The 20,342-nt window shown below is 38.8% G+C and carries 20 protein-coding genes and 4 tRNA genes; 11 read left to right on the top strand and 13 right to left on the bottom strand.

From position 1 onward, the window contains the following. Nucleotides 1–3: 3 nt before the first annotated feature. Complete coding sequence (locus AC1M9P_RS04325) at nt 4–1,917, bottom strand: lytic transglycosylase domain-containing protein (protein WP_481586821.1); 1,914 nt, start codon at nt 1,915–1,917, stop codon at nt 4–6. A 360-nt stretch (nt 1,918–2,277) separates the two neighbouring features. On the opposite strand from AC1M9P_RS04325, the gene miaB reads away from it, so the two are divergent. From miaB to AC1M9P_RS04290, 7 genes are all read left to right on the top strand, one after another. Beyond that, nucleotides 2,278–3,735, top strand: a complete 1,458-nt coding sequence (miaB, locus tag AC1M9P_RS04320) for a tRNA (N6-isopentenyl adenosine(37)-C2)-methylthiotransferase MiaB (RefSeq protein ID WP_179999317.1) — start codon at nt 2,278–2,280, stop codon at nt 3,733–3,735. A gap of 38 nt (nt 3,736–3,773) precedes the next feature. Further along, nucleotides 3,774–4,859 carry a PhoH family protein gene (locus AC1M9P_RS04315; RefSeq protein WP_092768044.1) on the top strand — a complete coding sequence of 362 codons (1,086 nt, stop codon included), beginning with the start codon at nt 3,774–3,776 and terminating at the stop codon, nt 4,857–4,859. 30 nt (nt 4,860–4,889) lie between these two features. Continuing rightward, a complete protein-coding gene (ybeY, locus tag AC1M9P_RS04310; RefSeq protein ID WP_035269880.1) occupies nt 4,890–5,378 on the top strand; it encodes an rRNA maturation RNase YbeY in 489 nt (162 codons plus the stop codon). Nucleotides 5,379–5,452: 74 nt separating this feature from the next. Further along, on the top strand, nt 5,453–5,746 hold the full coding sequence (locus AC1M9P_RS04305; RefSeq protein WP_481586805.1) for an antibiotic biosynthesis monooxygenase family protein: 294 nt from the start codon (nt 5,453–5,455) through the stop codon (nt 5,744–5,746). 258 nt (nt 5,747–6,004) lie between these two features. After that, nucleotides 6,005–6,685: a hypothetical protein gene (locus AC1M9P_RS04300; protein WP_179999309.1), complete on the top strand. Its 681-nt coding sequence runs from the start codon at nt 6,005–6,007 to the stop codon at nt 6,683–6,685. A 141-nt stretch (nt 6,686–6,826) separates the two neighbouring features. Beyond that, a complete protein-coding gene (locus AC1M9P_RS04295) occupies nt 6,827–7,540 on the top strand; it encodes a DUF3108 domain-containing protein (protein WP_481586804.1) in 714 nt (237 codons plus the stop codon). An 82-nt stretch (nt 7,541–7,622) separates the two neighbouring features. Then, entirely contained in the window at nt 7,623–8,198 is a 576-nt protein-coding gene (locus tag AC1M9P_RS04290) for a xanthine phosphoribosyltransferase (protein WP_035265221.1), read from the top strand. A 39-nt stretch (nt 8,199–8,237) separates the two neighbouring features. On the opposite strand, the gene AC1M9P_RS04285 is transcribed toward AC1M9P_RS04290, so the two are convergent. From AC1M9P_RS04285 to AC1M9P_RS04275, 3 genes are all read right to left on the bottom strand, one after another. Further along, nucleotides 8,238–9,092 carry a MetQ/NlpA family ABC transporter substrate-binding protein gene (locus AC1M9P_RS04285; RefSeq protein ID WP_481586803.1) on the bottom strand — a complete coding sequence of 285 codons (855 nt, stop codon included), beginning with the start codon at nt 9,090–9,092 and terminating at the stop codon, nt 8,238–8,240. After that, entirely contained in the window at nt 9,089–10,138 is a 1,050-nt protein-coding gene (locus AC1M9P_RS04280; RefSeq protein WP_481586802.1) for an isopenicillin N synthase family dioxygenase, read from the bottom strand. The genes AC1M9P_RS04285 and AC1M9P_RS04280 overlap by 4 nt, the downstream gene beginning before the upstream one ends. A gap of 115 nt (nt 10,139–10,253) precedes the next feature. Beyond that, complete coding sequence (locus AC1M9P_RS04275; protein WP_481586801.1) at nt 10,254–11,234, bottom strand: aliphatic sulfonate ABC transporter substrate-binding protein; 981 nt, start codon at nt 11,232–11,234, stop codon at nt 10,254–10,256. Nucleotides 11,235–11,505: 271 nt separating this feature from the next. Here AC1M9P_RS04275 and AC1M9P_RS04270 point away from each other — a divergent pair, with 271 nt between their 5' ends. Beyond that, entirely contained in the window at nt 11,506–11,880 is a 375-nt protein-coding gene (locus AC1M9P_RS04270; protein ID WP_035265212.1) for a hypothetical protein, read from the top strand. 51 nt (nt 11,881–11,931) lie between these two features. On the opposite strand, the gene wrbA is transcribed toward AC1M9P_RS04270, so the two are convergent. Then, the gene (wrbA, locus tag AC1M9P_RS04265) at nt 11,932–12,528 is read right to left on the bottom strand and encodes an NAD(P)H:quinone oxidoreductase (RefSeq protein ID WP_035265209.1); all 597 of its coding nucleotides are present in this window, start codon (nt 12,526–12,528) and stop codon (nt 11,932–11,934) included. A gap of 114 nt (nt 12,529–12,642) precedes the next feature. Between wrbA and AC1M9P_RS04260 the strand changes: the two genes are divergently transcribed. Beyond that, nucleotides 12,643–13,887 carry a YihY family inner membrane protein gene (locus tag AC1M9P_RS04260; protein WP_481586800.1) on the top strand — a complete coding sequence of 415 codons (1,245 nt, stop codon included), beginning with the start codon at nt 12,643–12,645 and terminating at the stop codon, nt 13,885–13,887. Between the two features lie 38 nt (nt 13,888–13,925). Here the strand turns inward: AC1M9P_RS04260 and yddG are convergent, their stop codons facing one another. Beyond that, on the bottom strand, nt 13,926–14,813 hold the full coding sequence (yddG, locus tag AC1M9P_RS04255; protein WP_481586799.1) for an aromatic amino acid DMT transporter YddG: 888 nt from the start codon (nt 14,811–14,813) through the stop codon (nt 13,926–13,928). Next, nucleotides 14,810–15,751 (bottom strand): DMT family transporter, encoded by a 942-nt coding sequence (locus AC1M9P_RS04250; RefSeq protein WP_481586798.1) that lies wholly within the window; start codon nt 15,749–15,751, stop codon nt 14,810–14,812. Before AC1M9P_RS04250 ends, yddG begins: the two co-directional genes overlap by 4 nt. Nucleotides 15,752–15,853: 102 nt before the next feature. Here AC1M9P_RS04250 and AC1M9P_RS04245 point away from each other — a divergent pair, with 102 nt between their 5' ends. After that, nucleotides 15,854–16,657, top strand: coding sequence for an AraC family transcriptional regulator (locus AC1M9P_RS04245; protein ID WP_481586797.1), 804 nt, complete (start codon nt 15,854–15,856; stop codon nt 16,655–16,657). 51 nt (nt 16,658–16,708) lie between these two features. Here the strand turns inward: AC1M9P_RS04245 and AC1M9P_RS04240 are convergent, their stop codons facing one another. Both AC1M9P_RS04240 and AC1M9P_RS04235 read right to left on the bottom strand, forming a co-directional pair. Continuing rightward, on the bottom strand, nt 16,709–17,347 hold the full coding sequence (locus AC1M9P_RS04240; RefSeq protein WP_481586796.1) for a fumarylacetoacetate hydrolase family protein: 639 nt from the start codon (nt 17,345–17,347) through the stop codon (nt 16,709–16,711). Nucleotides 17,348–17,392: 45 nt separating this feature from the next. Beyond that, on the bottom strand, nt 17,393–17,896 hold the full coding sequence (locus AC1M9P_RS04235; protein ID WP_481586795.1) for a YcxB family protein: 504 nt from the start codon (nt 17,894–17,896) through the stop codon (nt 17,393–17,395). A 171-nt stretch (nt 17,897–18,067) separates the two neighbouring features. On the opposite strand from AC1M9P_RS04235, the gene AC1M9P_RS04230 reads away from it, so the two are divergent. Continuing rightward, nucleotides 18,068–19,375 carry an SRPBCC family protein gene (locus AC1M9P_RS04230; protein WP_481586794.1) on the top strand — a complete coding sequence of 436 codons (1,308 nt, stop codon included), beginning with the start codon at nt 18,068–18,070 and terminating at the stop codon, nt 19,373–19,375. A 74-nt stretch (nt 19,376–19,449) separates the two neighbouring features. On the opposite strand, the gene AC1M9P_RS04225 is transcribed toward AC1M9P_RS04230, so the two are convergent. From AC1M9P_RS04225 to AC1M9P_RS04210, 4 genes are all read right to left on the bottom strand, one after another. Beyond that, nucleotides 19,450–19,526, bottom strand: a tRNA-Arg gene (locus AC1M9P_RS04225). Between the two features lie 360 nt (nt 19,527–19,886). Beyond that, nucleotides 19,887–19,963: transfer RNA gene (locus tag AC1M9P_RS04220), tRNA-Arg, on the bottom strand. A gap of 43 nt (nt 19,964–20,006) precedes the next feature. Next, nucleotides 20,007–20,083, bottom strand: a tRNA-Arg gene (locus AC1M9P_RS04215). 16 nt (nt 20,084–20,099) lie between these two features. Next, nucleotides 20,100–20,190, bottom strand: a tRNA-Ser gene (locus AC1M9P_RS04210). Nucleotides 20,191–20,342 lie beyond the last annotated feature (152 nt).

The following is a 20,342-nucleotide window of genomic DNA, read 5'->3' as shown; positions in this document are numbered from 1 at the left end:
ATGCTATTGCGTATTTCTTACTGGAATAGGCGGCATACGACTTTCGATCGCTTGCGGCCCCTGTCCAAGCAATACACCATAATGAGCAGCATTGGTCATAACTTTCTTCACATAGTCACGTGTTTCATGAAGTGGTATTGACTCTGTGTATTGATCCGCCGCAATGCTTTTGAACTCTGGTTGCCAACGGCGTGCTCTAGTCAGTCCTGCATTATAACCAGCCGTAGCCAGAACTGGACTGTTACTCAGCATACCTTGAATCATTGACAGGTAATATGTCCCATAACGAATATTGGTATTCGGATCGGATAATGCAGCAGGATTATACGTTTCACCCATTTTTCGTGCCACATCTTTTGCTGTTGCAGGCATAATTTGCATCAATCCACCAGCACCTACATGTGAACGAGCCGTGGTCACAAAGCGACTTTCTTGACGCATTAAACCATAAGCCCACGAAGGATCAATCCCTGCATTTTTACTATGCGTCACCACTAGATTTTGATGTGGTGTCGCATAACGATATGCATAGTTATGACGTTTAAGTGTTCTTTCCGCCGCATAAATAGCACGGTCATACCACCCCATTTCTGTGGCACGTTTTGCCGCAGCCAGTAATAGACCATCATCTTGCTTAAGATAAGCTTGGCGGACAGCCCAATTCCATTCACGATTTGTGTAAGTTGCTGAAGCATTGATATTGCGTAATGCAAAAGCACGTCTAAAGTGAATATCTTGATCTAAACGTTGAATATCTTGTGCGCTTGGTTGAGCACGATCATGTGCTTCATTATAACGAATACCTAAATGGTCTTTTGCCAACAGATTGTGATAATCATCGCCAGCGGCAGCTAATCGTTGATAAATACTTTTTGCAGCTTGCTTGGAAGTTTGGTCTTTACGATTTTCATATGCTCTCGCCATCCAATATTGCCAGCGATCTTCTTGTTTTTGCGTAACGCTCATACTATCTATGGCTCGCAACACACTTTCCCACTCACCAAAACGAATCGCTTGACGCGCGTAAATTTCAGCCTCTTCTGGTGTAAAAGGCACGCCATAACTGTAATCAAAGTTCTTCAGCACTTCAGGATTAAAATTATTTTTCATCACTGTCGTGCCTCCAATATACGCCACCGTGCGGTACATATACTTTTGAACATCTGCAGGAACACCTTGCACGACACGAGGAAGATTTTGAAGCGCCGTGTTCAAGTCAGCATCTGCAGCACGACCTAAAGCAAACACCAAATAAGCATAATCTACTGTTGTTCCTTTGGTCGCAGACCATAAATAATTCAAAGGATCTGCCTGAATTTGATTTAATTGTGCTAATGACAAGTTTAAACCCAGAGTTTGTGCTGTTGCGATCGCTTGACCAGACTGTCCCGCTCTAAGTTGCGCATACAGGCGCTGTTGACGATCTGTGGTGGTGAGTAAGGGACTACTTAGCATTAAGCGACCTAAACCATTACACGATTCTGGCTGCGATTCTGTTGTAAACCAGACATCTTTGTATTCAGCGTATACCAATGTATCGCCATTTTTTGCTCTTACTTGCGCAACCGCACAGCTTTCAGCTTGATCAGGATTGGTGACATAAGGTAAAACAGGTTGAGCTGTCTTGAAATCTGCTTGTTTTACCTTTTCTTCGACATAATCAGCAGCTAATTTTTCAGCCATTGCAGATTGAGGATAGCGCTGTGCAAAGCTGATAATATTCGTTGCAGGTTGGAAGCCTAAATTATTATTCAACATCCAATATTCTGGATAATATCCAAGCGCATCATTTTGCATTGCAGAACGATAATATTCGAGCTGAGCTGTATTACCCGAGTTCGCAAATTTAATCGCCTCATTAAATTGCTCTTCAGCCGCATGAGCAACGGGCAAACAACCTAGTGTTATCAGCCCCATTAAATATTGTTTTAACTGTTTTTGCTTCACTGCTTTTTTTAACACGCTTCTCTTCTCAACTTTAACTCGTCGCTACATTTGGACATGCTTTTTTGCATGATCAACTCTTTTGCAGCGCTTGGCAATTTTAAAATGTATTTTAAATACTCTAATGATCAAGTACTGTTCTGTTATGTAAAGCGCTGATTAACCACTATTATTTTAAAGTATTTTTACTGTAAATCCATAAACTTGATCTGATTTATATATTTGTTCAACCCGTAGTACAAATACTGTAAAATAGCTCGCTTTTATCGAGTGTGGGATTCCCCCATACTTCACCGGAACATATTTATCCCTTTTTATAGGATAGGAGCCTTCATGACGGTTCAAACCTTCATTCCGAATAGTGCCCCAGCTGCCTCAGAAAACACTGTTACCCAGCCACAGCACACCCCAGCCATCGATGGTGCAGTCAAAAAACTGTATATCGAAACGCAAGGGTGTCAGATGAATGAGTATGACAGTCATCGTATGGCCGACTTGCTAGGTGATTCACACGGTTATGTATTAACAACAGACCCTGCTGATGCAGATATTCTTTTAATGAATACCTGTTCAATTCGTGAAAAAGCGCAAGAAAAAGTATTTTCAGAATTAGGTCGCTGGCGCAAGCTGAAAGAAAAAAATCCTGATTTGGTGATTGGTGTAGGTGGATGTGTTGCATCTCAAGAAGGTGACAATATCCAAAAACGTGCACCTTATGTCGACATGGTATTTGGTCCACAAACACTTCACCGTTTGCCACAAATGCTTGATCAGCATACGGATCAAATTGAAAAGCCGAAAAAAGAGAAAATCAAACTGGTAGACATCTCATTTCCAGATATCGAAAAGTTCGACTTCTTACCTGAACCTCGCGTTGAAGGTTATAAAGCTTTCGTATCGATTATGGAAGGCTGTTCAAAATACTGTTCATTCTGCGTGGTGCCATACACTCGTGGTGAGGAAGTATCTCGTCCCCTAGATGATGTACTTGCTGAAATTGCTGGTCTTGCGGAAAAGGGCGTACGTGAGGTTTCTTTACTCGGTCAAAACGTAAATGGTTACCGCGGAGAAACATTCGAAGGTGAAATCTGTACGTTTGCTGATCTTCTTCGTCTAGTGGCGGAAATTCCAGGCATTGGTCGTATTCGCTATACGACATCTCATCCATTAGAATTCAATGATGACCTTATCCAATGCTATCGTGACCTACCACAGATGGTTTCTCACCTTCATTTACCAGTTCAAAGTGGTTCAAATGATGTATTGAAGGCGATGAAGCGTAACCACACGATTGACGTTTATATCGATAAGATTGCTAAATTACGCCAGGTACGCCCTGATATGCATTTGTCTTCAGACTTTATTATTGGCTTCCCTGGTGAAACTGATGCTAACTTTGAAGAGACATATCAATTTATTCAAGACTTAGATTTTGATCATTCTTATAGTTTCATCTACTCGAAACGTCCTGGTACACCAGCATCAGAGCTGGAAGATTTAACACCTGAAGATGTTAAAAAAGAGCGCTTGGCTAAAGTTCAACAATGGATTAAGCAGTCAAGTATCCAAAAAACTGATGCTATGCTTGGTACTGTCCAACGTGTGCTCATTGAGAGCGTTTCAAAACACGATCCAAACTTATTGGTAGGAACCGCAGACAATACACGTTTAGTAACATTTATTGGTGATGCCTCTTGGCTTGGACGCTTTGCAGAGATTGAGATTACAGAGATTAAAACCTTAAATTTAGTTTACGGTGAACTCTTGAATCTTGAACCTGACGTGGCGTAATGTAGAGGTATAGATTAATAGACTCTAAAGGAAATCTCTTGACTGCAGCGATTCGACGTACAGTGGCTTTTCCCGGTGTTTCAATGGACCGTTTACAAACCATGCTTGGCGCGTACAACGGTCATATGAAACAAATTGAACAACGTTTAGATGTAAAAATCAGTCAGCGTGGCGATAGTTTTTTTATTGACGGTGGAATTGATGAAGTCGAGAGAGTTGAAAGCTTACTTCAGCGCTTATACGCCGAAGCTGAAGTTTCTCAACAAATCAGCTCTGATTTGATTCATTTAATGATTCAAGGCAGCCAGACTGATCATGAATTACAATTGGATCCTAATCAAGAACACACAGGACTTGATGAAGTCTGGCTCCAAACCCGTAAGGGCCGCATTAATCCGCGGGGGGCCAACCAAAAACGCTATGTACAACGCATTCTTCAAAGTGATATTTCTTTCGGGATTGGTCCAGCGGGTACAGGTAAGACCTATTTGGCTGTAGCTGCTGCCGTTGATATGCTTGAACGCAATGAAATTCAACGCATTCTTTTAGTTCGCCCCGCTGTGGAAGCTGGTGAAAAACTTGGCTTCTTGCCAGGTGACTTATCACAAAAAATTGATCCTTATTTACGCCCACTCTATGATGCCCTGTATGAAATGCTTGGCTTTGAAAAAGTGGCAAAATTAATTGAGCGTCAAATTATTGAAGTAGCGCCACTTGCATATATGCGTGGTCGTACACTCAATCACTCCTTTGTCATTTTAGATGAAGCTCAAAATACAACGCCAGAACAGATGAAAATGTTCTTAACTCGTCTTGGTTTTGGTTCGCGTGCAGTCATTACCGGTGACATTACTCAAGTGGATTTACCACGTGGACAGCAGTCTGGTTTGGCACATTCATTACGCGTGCTTGAAAAGATTAAAGAAATCCATATCACACGTTTTCACTCACGTGATGTTGTAAGACATCAGCTTGTACAAAAAATTGTAGAAGCATACGAAGGTTGGGACAGTGAACAACATCGTTTAACTGCTGAAGCACGTGCGGAACGTAAAGCGCGTCAAGAAGCACTCATATCAGAAAATGATTCTGCTGCTGATGCTCAGCATCAAGATGCAGAGTAATTTAAATCTAATCACGCTCAAGGCAAGATTTTGAAACTCAGTCTCTCATTACAACAATCGTTTGAAGCATCAAGCTTGGTGCTCAAACGTGCGTATGTTAAAAAAATTATTGAAACCACCCTTCGTCATATTGATACACAAAGCGATTGTGAAATTGGTATAGCTTGCGTAGATGTCGAAGAAAGTCACAAACTTAACCTTGAATATCGTGGTAAAGATAAGCCAACCAATGTTTTATCTTTTCCAAGCGACTTACCAGATGAAATGGCTGAAATTCTAGACAGTTTCCCTATCGGAGATCTGGTGATTTGTATTCCCGTTGTGCTTCGTGAAGCAGAAGAACAATTTAAAGCACCATTAACACATTTCACTCATATGTTGGTTCACGGTACTTTACATCTGATGGGCTATGATCATGAAACTTCTGAACAAGATGCTGAGGAAATGGAAGCAATTGAGATTGAGATTTTACAAAAACTAGGTTTTGAAAATCCTTACCTGCTATTGGATGACGAATAACACTCCTCAATGACTTCGGTCTATGCTTCCCGTTATTCGGGAAGCAAATTAAAATAATAAATGAGTATTCAAAAATGAACTTCGTTGTCATCTTCAAAGCTAAAATAAAAAATATTGATGATGAATATGTAATATTGGCTAGCCAAATGCGGCATAAAGCGATGCATGATTACCATTGTACAAAGTTTGAAACCTATCAAGAGAAGGATAATGAAGTCAGTCTTTCTTATTGGATTCGGTTAGAGGATATTCAAGCTTGGCGTCAGGACACTGAGCATCTTTATGCGCAACAAAAAGGTCGCCTATCATGGTATGACACGTATTCGATTGAGGTCTGTCAAATTCAGCGCGCTTATCAATCTGAATAAATCGAGTTGATCTTTATATTGATGACATATTTTAGACAAATGAGTTAAATATTGAGTAAGTTCTTCAGATAAAATGAGATAAAGTCATGCGAAACCAATAGATTAAACTTAAATAACGCCTGACCATCAAAACCATAATAAACGTCTTTGTAAACATTACATCGCAATTGGATAAGCTGTTATCCTTCGGCAGTAATCACCTACAAGATATACACTAGCTGACATCTCACAAGATTTAGAGGTAATGGAACTTCACTTATGCCAACGATTATTTCAAATATCGCGAACAAATTTCGTAAAGTCTATCAAAAGGCTGAAGGGTTTATTGAAGAAGAACGTGAATTTCCTGTCTCTCAAGTTTTTTTAAATGCGACTTTCAAGCGCTTTGTGACCGACAATGTCAGCATACTTGAAGATTTACATGCTGATTTACATGACGATTGGCTTCGACTCTATGCCACTTTGAATGTGAAAGGGCTTTATACCATTCTCTCTGTAGATTTAAAGCTCATTCAAATGGAATTGAATAAAGACGTACAACTGATTGTATTTGAACAAATTAGTGAAACCGAAGTCATTGAAGCAAAATTTCAAACCTTTTGGATGAAAATTGCATTCCGATCTGCACTATTCTTCTATCAAAAAATTCTTCGAAAAGATCCACTTGGCATGATTTTAGAGCGTTTTAATGTCATTAAAGTCAAAGATGATCTATTACATCTCGATTTAAATCAGTGGCTCGGTAAAAATCGCTCGATCATCGAAACATTGGGCAAAGTACACGTCAACCATGCAGAACTTCGTGAAACAGAATTGGTCGTGATTGGTAATGTAAATTTGATGGCTTTATTTAGCAAAATGAATACTGATCGATTCAAATCTAAATCTGATGAAGTGGAAAGTGATCACATTACACCAATTAAACAAAAGGATGACTAGAGCGCAGAGTTCTAATGTCGTCATAAAGCTTAAGCTACAGAAAAATACATTTTCACTGTGATTATTGATTATTTCTCCTTATTTATCAGAGATAATAAAACTTCAAGTGATCCTTCGATACGAAGGTAAAGGAAAATATTTATGGCATTTAAATCGTTTAAAACTTTGAGTGTGATTGCAAGTGTAGGTACAGCCGTGCTTTTCACAGGCTATTCAAGTCAAGCGCTTGCCATGACGCCCTTCCAAGCCTCTTATCAGTTTGCATACAATGGTAAAAACTTGGGGTCAGCAACACGAACCTTGAAAAAATCAGGTAACACCTGGAATTACGTTTTTGCAGCTAAAGCAGGAGGTATTGCTTCAGCGACTGAAACCAGTAACTTCACATTCAACAATAATCAGATTCAATCATCCAATTTCAGTCGCACCAGTAAAATTTTGGTTCATAACAATACAATGAGCATTAAATTTAATCCAAGTGCCAAAACCATTAACACCACCAAAGATAAAGAGCAACGTTCATTTGCATGGAAATCTGGTGTACTGGATGAGTTAAATGCAGAATTGCAAATTCGTGAAGACTTAAAAAATAGTGGTTTAAAATCGCAATACTGGATTGCAGATGCTAAAGAAGTTGAATCACGTCGTTTCATCAAACAAGGCACTGAAAAAGTAGAAACTAAGTACGGTACGTTTGATACCATCAAAGTAGTGATGAAACATGATAAACCAGGTCGTGAAACGATTTTTTGGCTGTCTCCGAAATTGGACTATCTACCAGTGAAAGTCACACACCAAGATAAAAAATCTTCATACGGGCTCTTACTGACAGGGTATAACGGTCCACAAAATTAAGGCATTTTTTACTTGCTTTTTTGCAGATGCTTTTTAAAATACGTCTTTGCTTAAAAAGGCACCTGCCCTAGAGGATTCTCCCGTGTACGCACTAGAACAGAAAATCTTAAACGAAGGTATCGTTCTATCTGATCAGGTTTTAAAAGTTGATTCTTTTCTAAACCACCAAATCGACCCAGTGATGATGCAACAAATTGGTCAAGAATTTGCTCGTCTATTCAAAGATGCGGGCATCACCAAAATCATCACAATTGAAGCTTCAGGTATCGCACCTGCTGTGATGGCTGGCTTGGAACTTGGTGTACCGGTAATTTTTGCACGTAAGTATCAATCTTTAACTTTAAAAGATGATTTATATCGTTCAAAAGTATTCTCTTTTACAAAGCAAGTAGAAAGCACAATTGCTATTTCCAAGAAGCACATTGCAGCAACCGATAAGGTTCTTGTGATCGATGACTTTCTTGCAAATGGACAAGCTGCTTTAGGTCTGGCTGACTTGATTCACCAAGCTGAAGCTGAGGTTGTCGGGATTGGTATCGTGATTGAAAAGTCGTTCCAACCTGGCCGTGATCTTTTACTTGAAAAAGGTTACCGAGTTGAATCACTTGCTCGTGTTGAATCACTTGCAAATGGGACTGTGACTTTTGTTCAAGAATAATTTTGAACATTAAAAAAAAGCGCCTAACGGCGCTTTTTTTTATTTTAATGTGGCAGGATCAAGTTGAATGCCCAATTTTGTACCACCAAAATGTTTTTGAATATAATCTTCAACGTAAGGCTGATGGTAAAGATTTGAAAGTTTTTGAAATTGTGGATCATTCAATCGATCTTTACGCACTGCAAGTATATTGACATTTTCTAAAGCTTTATCAGTGACCTCTTCTTTAAATATCGCATTTGTTATTACATTTAGTCCACTTTCCAGAGCAATAGTATTTCCAATTGCAGCTAAATCCACCTCAGACAATACACGTGGTAGTTGTGCACCTTTGACCAATTTAAATTGAAGTGATTTCGGATTTGACTGGATACTTTCAAGAGTTCCAGAAATCGTATTAAAATCAGGCTTAAGTGTAATTAGCTGAGCACGCTCTAATAACCTTAATGCACGTGCTGTATTCGCCACATCATTTGGAATTGCAATTAAGGCCCGATCAGGCAAAGCAGTTAGTGACTTGTAGTTTTTAGAATATAAACCCATAGGCTCTAAATAAGTGGTCGCCAAGACAGCAAGCTTATGATGATTCAAGTCATTAAATTCTTTGAAATACGCCCAAGATTGAAATGCATTTACATCAATTTCACCATCGAGCAAAGCTTGATTCAAAGCCACACCGTCATTAATTTCTTTCACCTCAATGTCAACATTTGCTGCTTTCGCCTGATCAGAATCCGCGATATGTCTCCAAATATCAACATCCGATCCATGTGATCCAATCACGATTGTTTGTTGTGTTTGCTTTGTTTTTTGAGGTTCAGGTTGAGCACTACATGCACTGATAATGAGAATTGCAAAAATAATAAATAAAAATTGGGCGTATTTTGACTTCATGATTTACTCGATATTGTTGTTGATTGTTTGAGTTGTTTAAATTGCGCTGGATAATATTTTTCAGTAACGTCTAAATGAGATCTAAGTCGACCTTTGATACAGTTTTCTCCCACATTTCTCAGTAAAGGATTCAGTGGATCTGTCTCTGGTCCTTGTGCAAGTGCTTTTAAATCATTTGCAAGATTTAAAAGCGGAATTTCACCAGCAAATAAATTTGGAGAAAGAAAATAAGCAACCGAGTACCGTTCTGCATTGGTTGGAGATATGACTCGATGTTGATTCGCAATCAAATAACCATTCGTAGCAAGCTCTAAAACCTCACCGATATTGACGACAAATGCGTGTTCAACAAATGGTACTTCAATCCATTTGCCTTGACTTAAGACCTGAAGTCCTCCGATCTGGTCTTGTAAAAGTAAAGTTAAAATATTGGAGTCTTTATGAGGGCCTACACCCTGATGATTCATTTGATCAATTGGGGGATAATGAATCAGCTTGAGTAGTTCATGTGGACTGCCTGTAATCAATTGATCAAGTGCTGTGTCCTGCTGCCCCAATGAAAGCAACAAGGCTTTTAATAATTTAATTGCAACTTGTCTGAGATCTCGTTGCCATGCGGTGACTACGCGTTGAAACTCAGGCCAATTCGAAGGCCACTGATTTGGTCCCTGTAAACGTCTCCATGTCGGTCCAGTTTCAGGTTCTAATGCTGCCAGCTCAAAACCAATGTCTATTTGTTCTCTAAAATCAGGTTGCAGACGTGTAACTTCGGCATTTACTCGACTATACCCTCGAAAATGCGGGGAATGAATCATAGCGATTTCATCTTTTTGTTCTTGTGGCAGCGAAAAAAACTGTCGAGTAATACGCTGAATCTCCAAAATTTTTTCAGCTGAAATGCCATGACCTGTCAAATAAAAAAAACCAATATCCTTGGCGATATGTGCAAGTCGTTGCAGAAAATCTGCTTGCGTTGATGATTGATCAAATTGACTTAAATTTAGAATAGGAAGTGCTGTTAAGCTTTGTTGTAATGGTTGATTCATGATGCACTCATCTTTCTAATACTTCATTGTATTAATGACTGAAAGATGAATGCTTTTGAAATCATTTAAATTGGATACTTATGCGTCTATAAAAATATGATTCGCGTTCAATCACTTACTCTTGCCCAGTCCACACATGATCTTTTAAAGACACCGCATTCGGAATGAGTTTGAGTCGATAAAACAAATCTGCAATTTTTTGTTGCGCCGTGACTGTATCTGTATCGACCAGTTTGGCATAAGCAGGAATATTTCTTTTTTCTAAAACCAGTTTGGTAATATTTTCGTCCAAGCTTGTACTTTGCGCCAAAATTTTTGCGGCTTGATCTGGGTGTTGATTGATCCAATCATCTACTTGATTTAATGTTTGCACAAATCTTTGGGCTTCAACCGCATGATGTTTTAAAAATTTTGGAGAAGACAAATAGAAGCTATACGCTAATGGCAAAGCTTTTGAATCAATAAGAACACGTGTATCACCTTTAAGCGAAGCAGCACTTGCATAAGGATCCCAAATCGCCCAAGCATCAAGTGATTTTTTATCAATAGCAGCTCGGGCATCTGCAGGCGTTAACCAGACGGGTTGAATATCAGACCAGCTCAATTGAGCTTGATCTAATATTTGTGAGAGAAAGTAATGCGCACTTGAACCTTGTGTAACACCAATGCGCTTACCTTTTAGATCCTTTAAGCTTTGAATCGTACTGTCTTTGGGTAAGAGCAAGCTATGTGAGTTTTTAGATCCATTTTCATACGCTAAATATTGAATTGGTTTACCTGCAGAAAGTGCGAAAATTACAGGTGTATCCCCTGTATACCCCACATCAATAGCACCGACATTTAATGCTTCTAGTGTTTGAGGACCTGCCGGGAATTCTTTCCATTGAATTTTCACACCAGGAAATGCCTGCTCAAAAGTTTTATTTTGTTTTGCAACGATGAATTTAAGCGCCGCTTTTTGATAGCCAATATTCAATGTTGTTAACTGTTCTTTTGATTCATCTTGCCCCTTAAGCTCAGTAGGCTTTTCTTTTGAGCATGCAATGAGGCTAAAACTCAATGTCACAATGGTGCTTAGTACAAATAATTTTTTCATTGTCTTGGTAATTTTTTTGATTGGAATAAAAAAATAAGCCAAACTTCGAAAAAAATTAAATCACTATTTGCGCTTAGTTATTCAGTTCAAGATCTAAGCCATCCTGCTCATAAAAAATGGTTTTATCCTTAAAAATTAAATTAATCTATTTTCAAATCAATTTTTTATTTTATCTAGCATTACAGTTTTTCTACATTCGGCCATGTTGCAACTTTAAGCGCAATGCTAGAATCTTTTAAATAAATGGATGTATAGATTAGAGCAATCCTAAATGACTGAAAACTTAGAAATACACTGCCCAAAATGCGGTTCAACTGATATTGAAAAACGCAACCATGAACAATTACTGCAAAAAACAGGTGGTGTTCTTCTTTCCGCAGCGGGTACAACTGCGGGTACTGTGGGTGGTGCTGCATCAGGTGCTTCTATTGGTGCTTCCATTGGTGCTGTTGCGGGCCCTTTAGGTGTAATCATGGGTGGCACAATTGGCACTTTTGTTGGTGCAATCAGTGTGGGTGTGACTGGTGGCTTTTTAGGTCATCGTTTTGGAAAAAAAGCGGGAGAAATTGTCGATAAGAATGTTTTCCTCGATTACCAATGCAAAAAGTGCAAACACCGATTTGAACAGAAACATATTTCAAAATAAAAGTGAGCGAGAAGCTCACTTTTTTTATGCCTGATAAAATAATCTTTAAAATTATTTCTTTAACATTTGCAACGCCACTTCACCTAATCGTTTCCCTTGCTCGATACACAGTGATTTTTCATCTTGGCTTAGAGATTGATCGTGTCTAGGTCCACTGACATGTGTAGCACCATAGGGTGTCCCACCTGATTTTGTATTCGATAAAGCTGGGTTGGCATTGGTTAAACCCAAAATCAACATTCCATGATGAAACAAAGGTGGCAACATAGTCAGTAATGTACTTTCCTGCCCGCCGTGCATAGAGCCCGATGAACCAAACACACAAGCAGGTTTATTATGCAATGCACCATTGAGCCATAAACTCGTTGTTTGATCCCAAAAATATTTCATTTCTGATGCCATATTGCCAAATCGAGTTGGTGATCCTAATGCAAGTCCCGAACAATGTTGAAGATCATCCAAAGTCGCATAAATATCGCCCTCCTCTGGAATACTTGGTGCTGCTTCGGTCACCACTGTTGCCAACTGTGGAACTGTTCTAATTTTCGCAAGCATTCCAGTAGATTCAATTCCTTGAGCAATTAAATGTGCCATTTCCTTGGTTGAACCATATTTGCTGTAATACAAAACTAGAACATATGCTTGCATAAAAAGATCATCCAATGAAAAAAGAAAACTATACGGTATTTTTTTTAAAATTTGGTTAAGCTGTGCAACGAACGTACAGAATTTTAACTAAAAAATACTCGAGACTCATTATTTATGGCGGAAATCTTAAAAAAGTTACCTTTCTACAATAAAACATGGTTTCAGTTTATTTTGTTTGTACTACGACGCTTTGAAGCTAACAATTGTCGTGAGCAAGCAGGCTCTTTAACTTACACCACACTTTTCGCTGTCGTGCCGATGTTGACCGTATTCTTGGTTATCATTTCATCGATTAAAGCATTAGAACCTGCTCGGCAACAATTACAACAATTGATCTACAGTAATTTTCTGCCTAAAACCAGTATCGCGTTTGATAAAGCATTGAATGCATTTACTGACAATTCGAGCAACTTAACCATTATTGGTGTGCTGTTTTTATTCTTTACCACAGTAATGATGCTCACTAGCATTGAGACAGCATTCAATCGTATTTGGCGTGTGACAGAAACGCGTAATGGCATTATTGGTTTTATGCGCTATTGGACCATCATTTCACTGGGACCAATCCTGCTGGGTTCGGCTTTTGTGATTTCATCGACTTTAGCGTCTATGAACATCCTAAGCAATAATTTTGCAGGTTATGAATTGAATGGCACGTTTATTTTATGGGTCATCTCATTTGCACTCACCGCATTTGGTTTTTTTGCCTTGTATTGGACGATTCCAAACCGCTCTGTTCCAATAAAAGCAGCCATGATTGCTGCGATTTTTAGTGCTGTTACCTTCGAGTTACTGAAAAATTTATTCGGCTTCGTGATGACTAACTTTACCAGTTATCAGTTGGTTTACGGTGCTTTTGCAGCAGTTCCAATTTTCCTGTTGTGGATTTATCTCTCTTGGAACATCGTACTGCTTGGTGTTGAGATAAGTTATGCCCTCACAGCATTTCATACAGGTAAGACCGAAACGCGCCATCCAATTCTCATGCTTCTAGATATGCTTGAGTTATTCTATAAAAAACAAAAACAAGGTAAAACCGTAACCGATCTGGAGGCACTTGATATTTTAGGACGCGGTGAAATTGGCCGCTGGCCTAAATATGTCAATCTATTGGAACAGCAGAATATTATTAAACGTACAGATAATAATGAATATGTTTTGGTTAGAAATTTAGATCATCTTGATTTTTGGTCATTTTATAAATCATTGCCTTATACGCTACCTGATAAAAATGATATCGGACAAATCCATGAAGATGACGTATGGATGAACCGTATTGGTCCAGCACTGATTGAAGCTGATGATTATCTGGCTGCAAAGCTCTCCGTACCACTATCGACCATACTTGAAGAAAAATAAACTCTTGCAATAAGAAAAGACCTCTACAGGTCCTTTTCTTATTTCATAGATGGACTATATGGACGTGTAGATTTCCAACAAATAAGTGCGCCTAAGGTCACTAAGACACAACCGATCCAAAAGCTCATTAGAGGTTGCACATCTAGAATCAGCATCGACATCAGACTTGAAAAAATGGGCATAAAATACGTTGCCAAAATTAAAATTTTGAGATTCCCATATTGCATGCTTTGGTTCCAATTGCTATAAGCCAAGCCAATTAAGCTGCCAATGACTACAACCATCAGCCATGTCATCAAATTCAGCTCAACAAAGGGTTCTCGCATCACAAAATGTACAGCCCACAACCCAACTGCAGTCATTAGAAAAAGAAATGGAACAGCATTATGACCTTCTGCATATTTCTTGGTAAATATACTGTACAAAGGCCATAGCACGGCGCCAATGAAAGCAAATGAGTACGCCAATGGATTTTCAAGCACGGCCACCAATATGCGTTTCGGCTCGAGAATATCTGGATTAACAACCATCATTAACCCAAGAATGGCACATGCAAAGCCAGCAATCACCCAAATATTCGCGCTCAATTGCCGTGCAAGAATCGAAAATACAATCAGCAAAGGAGGCCAAAGATAATTAATCATTGCAATAATTAATACCTGTTCTCGATGCGTTGAAAGTGCAATCGAAATTAAAAACAGGATCTCATAGCCAACAAAAAGAGTACCACAGCCCAATAGGTATTTTTTAGGCATGAGTGAAAGCTTGGGAAAACCATTTTTCCATAACATGAACAATGCACTAAAACTATAGATCAGTGCCACCGCCTGTACCGGGCTTAATGATTCAGTTACAAGTTTCACCACCGCAACCAACGAGGCCCAAATCAAAATCGAACTTAATCCCAACCATGTATACTGATTCAATGGAGTGCTCCAATTCTTGCGCTGATTCGATCAAGATAAATTCTCAAATAGCGGTGCAAAGACACAATCATAATCCCTGCAAGAACCATACAAGAACCGACCAAGAAACTCGTTTCGATCTCCTCATCTAATAGCCAGACAACGAACAACATGCCGAACATGGGAGTCAAAAACGAAAACACACCTAAGCCATTTGCTAAATAAGTTCGTAACAACCAAAACCATAGCAGCAAACTTAAAAAAGACATGACAACCGCATGAAATGTTAAGCTCAGAAACGTCAGTTGTGACCAGCGCACATCTGCTTGTCCAGTCCAAAAAGCTAAGGGTAATAAAAAAATAAAGCCCCCAAGCAATTGATAAAATAATGTTTGAGTGGGCGGCGCCTCAGAAAGCGTTGAAAATTTTAAAGAAATCGTAGTCAATGCCCACATCATCCCTGCCATTACAGCAAGAAAATCTCCCCATAAAATATGGTTGAGTTGACTTTGAGCTTGATCACGCACTAAAAAAGTATAAGCGATGCCAAAAAATGCGAACAAAATACCAAACCACTGCAAGTGATTCAATTTTTCAGCTTTGACTTTCCAATGTAAGCCTAAAGCCACAAAAATAGGCGCGGTATAGAGCAGAACAACAGTGTGCGCAGCACTGGTGTACCTGAGTGCCTCAGCAACCAAATAAAATTCTGCAGAAAATAAAAAGGCTAACCAAATTCCAGGAACAACATAACGGTAATGAAACAGTTGTCGCACTCGTTGTCGATACAATAATGGAACGACAAGCAAGGTTGCCAAACCACAGCGCAATGCGATTTGCATCAGAGGACTAATATCAGTAGCTGCAAGTTTCAAGATAATTTGCTGTAAACCCCAGACTAAACACAATACGATCATTAAGCTTGACGCCTGAAGGTTAAGACCTCTTCGCTCACCCATGAGTGGCACTCTTCACACAAACAAGTCGTCACTATACTGCTGACTGAATTAGAATATATAATTCAAAACAGACAACAAATACATTTATTCAGGCAATTTAATATGCCAAAACGCCATCCACATGAACTATTCGTTCAGTTAGATAATTATGATCATATCCAAGAGAATCTTTGGCTAACATTCCGCAATGATCCAGCCCATTCGGAATATCCTAAACACGGTCATGCATGGGGCGAATTTATCTATGCATTTGATGGTGTAATGGAAGTTCATATTGATCAAAATCAATATTTAACACCTCCGCCCTACGGAATTTGGCTACCGCCGCATCTGCATCACAGCAGTATTAATCTCACAGCTGTTTCTCATGCCACCTTATACGTGCATGAAAGCCTGTGTGATGCACTGCCCAAACAAGCAGGTATTTTACTAAGCTCCCCCTTAGTGACGGCGCTACTCAATGAACTCAGAAAAACTTATTTCAAACATGATCAACCCGAATATCAACGACTTTTAATGGTTTTACTGGATCAATTAAAAAGCTCACCCCTGCTCAAAAGCTACTTGCCCCATTCTAATCATCCTGCATTACAAACGATATTTACCTACATCCATGAGCATCTCAGTGATCAGCGTCCACTGAGAGATTATGCTCAAATGGTGAATATGAGTGAGCGCACTTTATCTCGCCTATGTGAAGCTGAAATTTCGATGTCGCTCAATGAATGGCGTCAACGCTTTAAAATTACACGAGCATTAAGCTTATTGTCTGAAAATAAAACCGTTGAACATATTGCTCTAGATTTGGGCTATGCCAACGCCTCAGCCTTTATCAATATGTTTAAACGCTGGATGCACATCACGCCCCAACAGTTTCGTAAAAACATCAACTCAGACAATCTCTAGCCATAAAAAAAGGATGAACCATCATCCTTTTTAATTGAGCTTGATGCATCATTAATGCACTTGCGTAGTCCACACAAAATCTTGTTTTAAGCCAGTCAAAGTCATTTTGAGCTGATCACCCGATTCTAATGGTCCCACACCTGCAGGCGTACCCGTCATGACAACATCACCAGACATTAAGCTAAAGTTTTGACTGATTTCTGCCAAAAGCGCTCCTAATTTAAAAATCAGTAACCCCGTATCACCATGTTGCCTAAGTTGATCATTAATTTCGAGCTTAAACTGGACTTGATCTAATGCTGGGACCTGATCAAGCGAAATCCAATCTGCCAAAATACAAGATCCATCAAATGCTTTCGCACGTTCCCAAGGTTGTCCTTTCTTTTTAAGCTGATCTTGTTGATCTCTTAAAGTCAAATCCAAACCAAGGGTGACTGCACCTACTGCTGCTAATGCCTCTTGAGGATCCTTAACGTTTTTGAGCGGTCGATCTATTCGTAATGAAAGTTCACATTCATGATGACACTGTCCCAATGCACGATTCCAATCAATCCCTTCTGCTAAGGACATCAAGCTACTCGGCGGCTTGATAAATAAGACAGGTTGATCAGGAATCGCATTACCCAATTCTTGAGCATGCGCAGCATAACTGCGACCGACACATACAATTTTTGATGGAACTGCACTCATGAAAATCTCTCTTATTTATAGTTTGAGTAATGAACTCATCAAAACTTAACGTTTTTGGAATGTATTTTCAAACAGTGTTCTGTCTACATCAGACTCAAATGCACGTTTTGGAATAATGACAACTGTATGATTTTTGAGTTCAAGCATATAGGTCAATTTACCCACTACAAATTTTTGTACTTCAATGTAGGCAAATGCTTGTTTAGGACGACCACTTGAAAAAAGCTCGGCAGAGTTTTGAAACAAATCGATACCTTGTTCAGTCTTACCAAATTGATATTTTTCAAACTGACGCTTGAACATCATAGGTAAGAACCAGTAACGCATAACGATTTGTAAAAAGATAAAGAACGTGCCTAAAGTCACGTAATAGCGCCCTACTCCCTCTAATCCAAGATAAAGCCCCCAAATCACGATCGCAATACTGACAAGTGGCGTTAAAAAACGCGTAAATTGTTTTTTGCCAAAAGTAGCTAATGCAAAACCATCCTGAGACTCTTGTAAATTTAAGAAGTAACGGACAGATAAAACTGGTTGAGTATCAGACATAGGGGATTCAACAATCGATTTTCTTAAGCAAAGATATTACACCACTTTACCTGAAATCGAATTGTCGTTTTAATGAATACTGTTGATTACATCATCGCACTATTGATGAAAGCATCACACGATTTACAATGACACAAAATAAAAAGTCTAAATTCATAGTTCAGGATGAAAATGAAATACTTTAACTATCGAGCATTGTGCTTAAGCCTTATTTTTGTACCTAGCTTGTCGTACAGCGCGATTATTGAATGGAAAGAAAATATACCCAGTGCGTTAAAACCATTTCAAAATAATAGTACCGAACTCGCCAGCATCGCCAAAGATCAGATTCTCATCTATGCGCACACAAATACCCAAACATCTATTCCGACACGCAAAAAACAACCAAATCCAAATGTGAAGTTCACATCATCTGCCATCGTATTGCCTGTCAATGAAGAAAAGGTCGCCAAAACGCTTTCACAGTTTGAAAATTTTGTTGGTTTATTCCCGACATTGAAGTCAGCTAAAATATTAAATCAAGAAAAAAATATCACTCAGGTTCAATATAAAATTTCCATTCCAACACCAATACCGGTGCTCAACTTTAATGAGACCATAGTGTTTCAGCATCATATTGAAGGTAATACTATTTCGAGTTTGATTGTGGATGCACCCGTTCCTTATGGTCTAGGCAAATTTGAATGGTTCAAATTGGATCAAAATCATACTCTTCTGACCCTAACGCAATGGGGAGATTTGAACCAACCTAAAGGTTTTCTATTTAGCAAAGTTCTGAATGCAGTGCCTGAAGCAAAAATGGGAATTCCAAGTGGTACACATGCATTTTTACTTGAATCAATTCGAAAAAAATTAACAGCACCTTCTTCGAGTACGCTCAAACCAGGTCAATTTCCATCCGACCAATTAACGACAAATCAATTGGCCAAAATCGCACAAATCAGTCGTATCACCGAACACCCTGTAAGTTTTGTCCATACACCGACAACCGTGCCTTATCAACACGGTGCAGAATCAATGCGTTTTGTGACGACGTATCAGTATTATTCCCAACCAGTGCAACAATTACAAAAATGGACACAGCCTGTACATTATAAAAAGTTGTTTCCCCGCCAACTCAAATCTATTGATATCGAAACCCTAAAAGACCAAACACAATTGGCAGATTTTAAAGTTGAACTCGGGTTAGGAGTTATTCAAATTCCATTCCGATTTAAACTAAATTTTAGCTTTCCTCATTCGAATCAGAATAGTTTTTATGCTCAAGGCGGTGATCTGAAATACATTAAAGGAAAAATGCAATTTGATAAGTTTCAACAAGGTACTTTATTGAAAATGACGAATGCTGGAAAAATAGATGAAAAAGCACCGTTCCTGATTCGTGCAGCACGGAGCTTGCCTTATCATGATGTGCTCCCTACAGTTGGGGCGAATGTCATCTTTGCATTGAAAGTCAAAAACGAAGAGCAGAAGAAATAAGATAAAAAAATAGACACAAAAAAACCGCAATTAAGCGGTTTCTTCTCTTTTTTACATCTTAGAGATGATCAAGTTGGTGCGCTCAGAGAGATTCGAACTCCCGACCCCTTAGTTCGTAGCCAAGTGCTCTATCCAGCTGAGCTATGAGCGCGACGTCTTGATGGAGTGCATTATATATGAATATTATTATTTGTTAAGTACTTTTTAATAAAATTTAAATCAAGCGAACAGTATTTATACGTAAATGTAAATTATGGCTAGATAATCAACAATTTAAGAGATGGTCAACAAGATCAATCCAAATTCCAAACAATCCTGAGTTGGATTGATGATGTTTTTATAAGAGCTAATATCTATTAATTAAAAATAATATGTGTAGAAATTTTAAAATTTATTTCTTTCTTAAGTAGCTAATAAAATATGATGATTTATAGCATCACTTCATTCTAGAAACAAAAAAACCGCAATTAAGCGGTTTCTTCTCTTTTTTACATCTTAGAGATGATCAAGTTGGTGCGCTCAGAGAGATTCGAACTCCCGACCCCTTAGTTCGTAGCCAAGTGCTCTATCCAGCTGAGCTATGAGCGCGTACTTGAGTGTCTTACGACTTCGTTACATCGATTAACTTCATTGGTGCGCTCAGAGAGATTCGAACTCCCGACCCCTTAGTTCGTAGCCAAGTGCTCTATCCAGCTGAGCTATGAGCGCATTTCAAGTTTATCGTTGGCGGTGAGAGAGGGATTCGAACCCTCGATACCAGTAATAGGTATGCTTCCTTAGCAGGGAAGTGATTTCAGCCACTCATCCACCTCACCGTAACGAGACGCCATAATACAAACTTCGTCCCTACTCTTCAAGTGAGAATTTAAAAAATTCTATGTTTTTTGTTCAATCATATATTTTTTAAACAATTTTCAGGTTTTTTACCTTTAATCAGCATTAATTTCACTTTAATGCTGTCTATTCT

This window comes from Acinetobacter sp. 25-47-122 (assembly GCF_056779695.1).
Note: the sequence above shows the minus strand (reverse complement) of the source record. Positions and strands in the feature narration are given on the sequence as shown.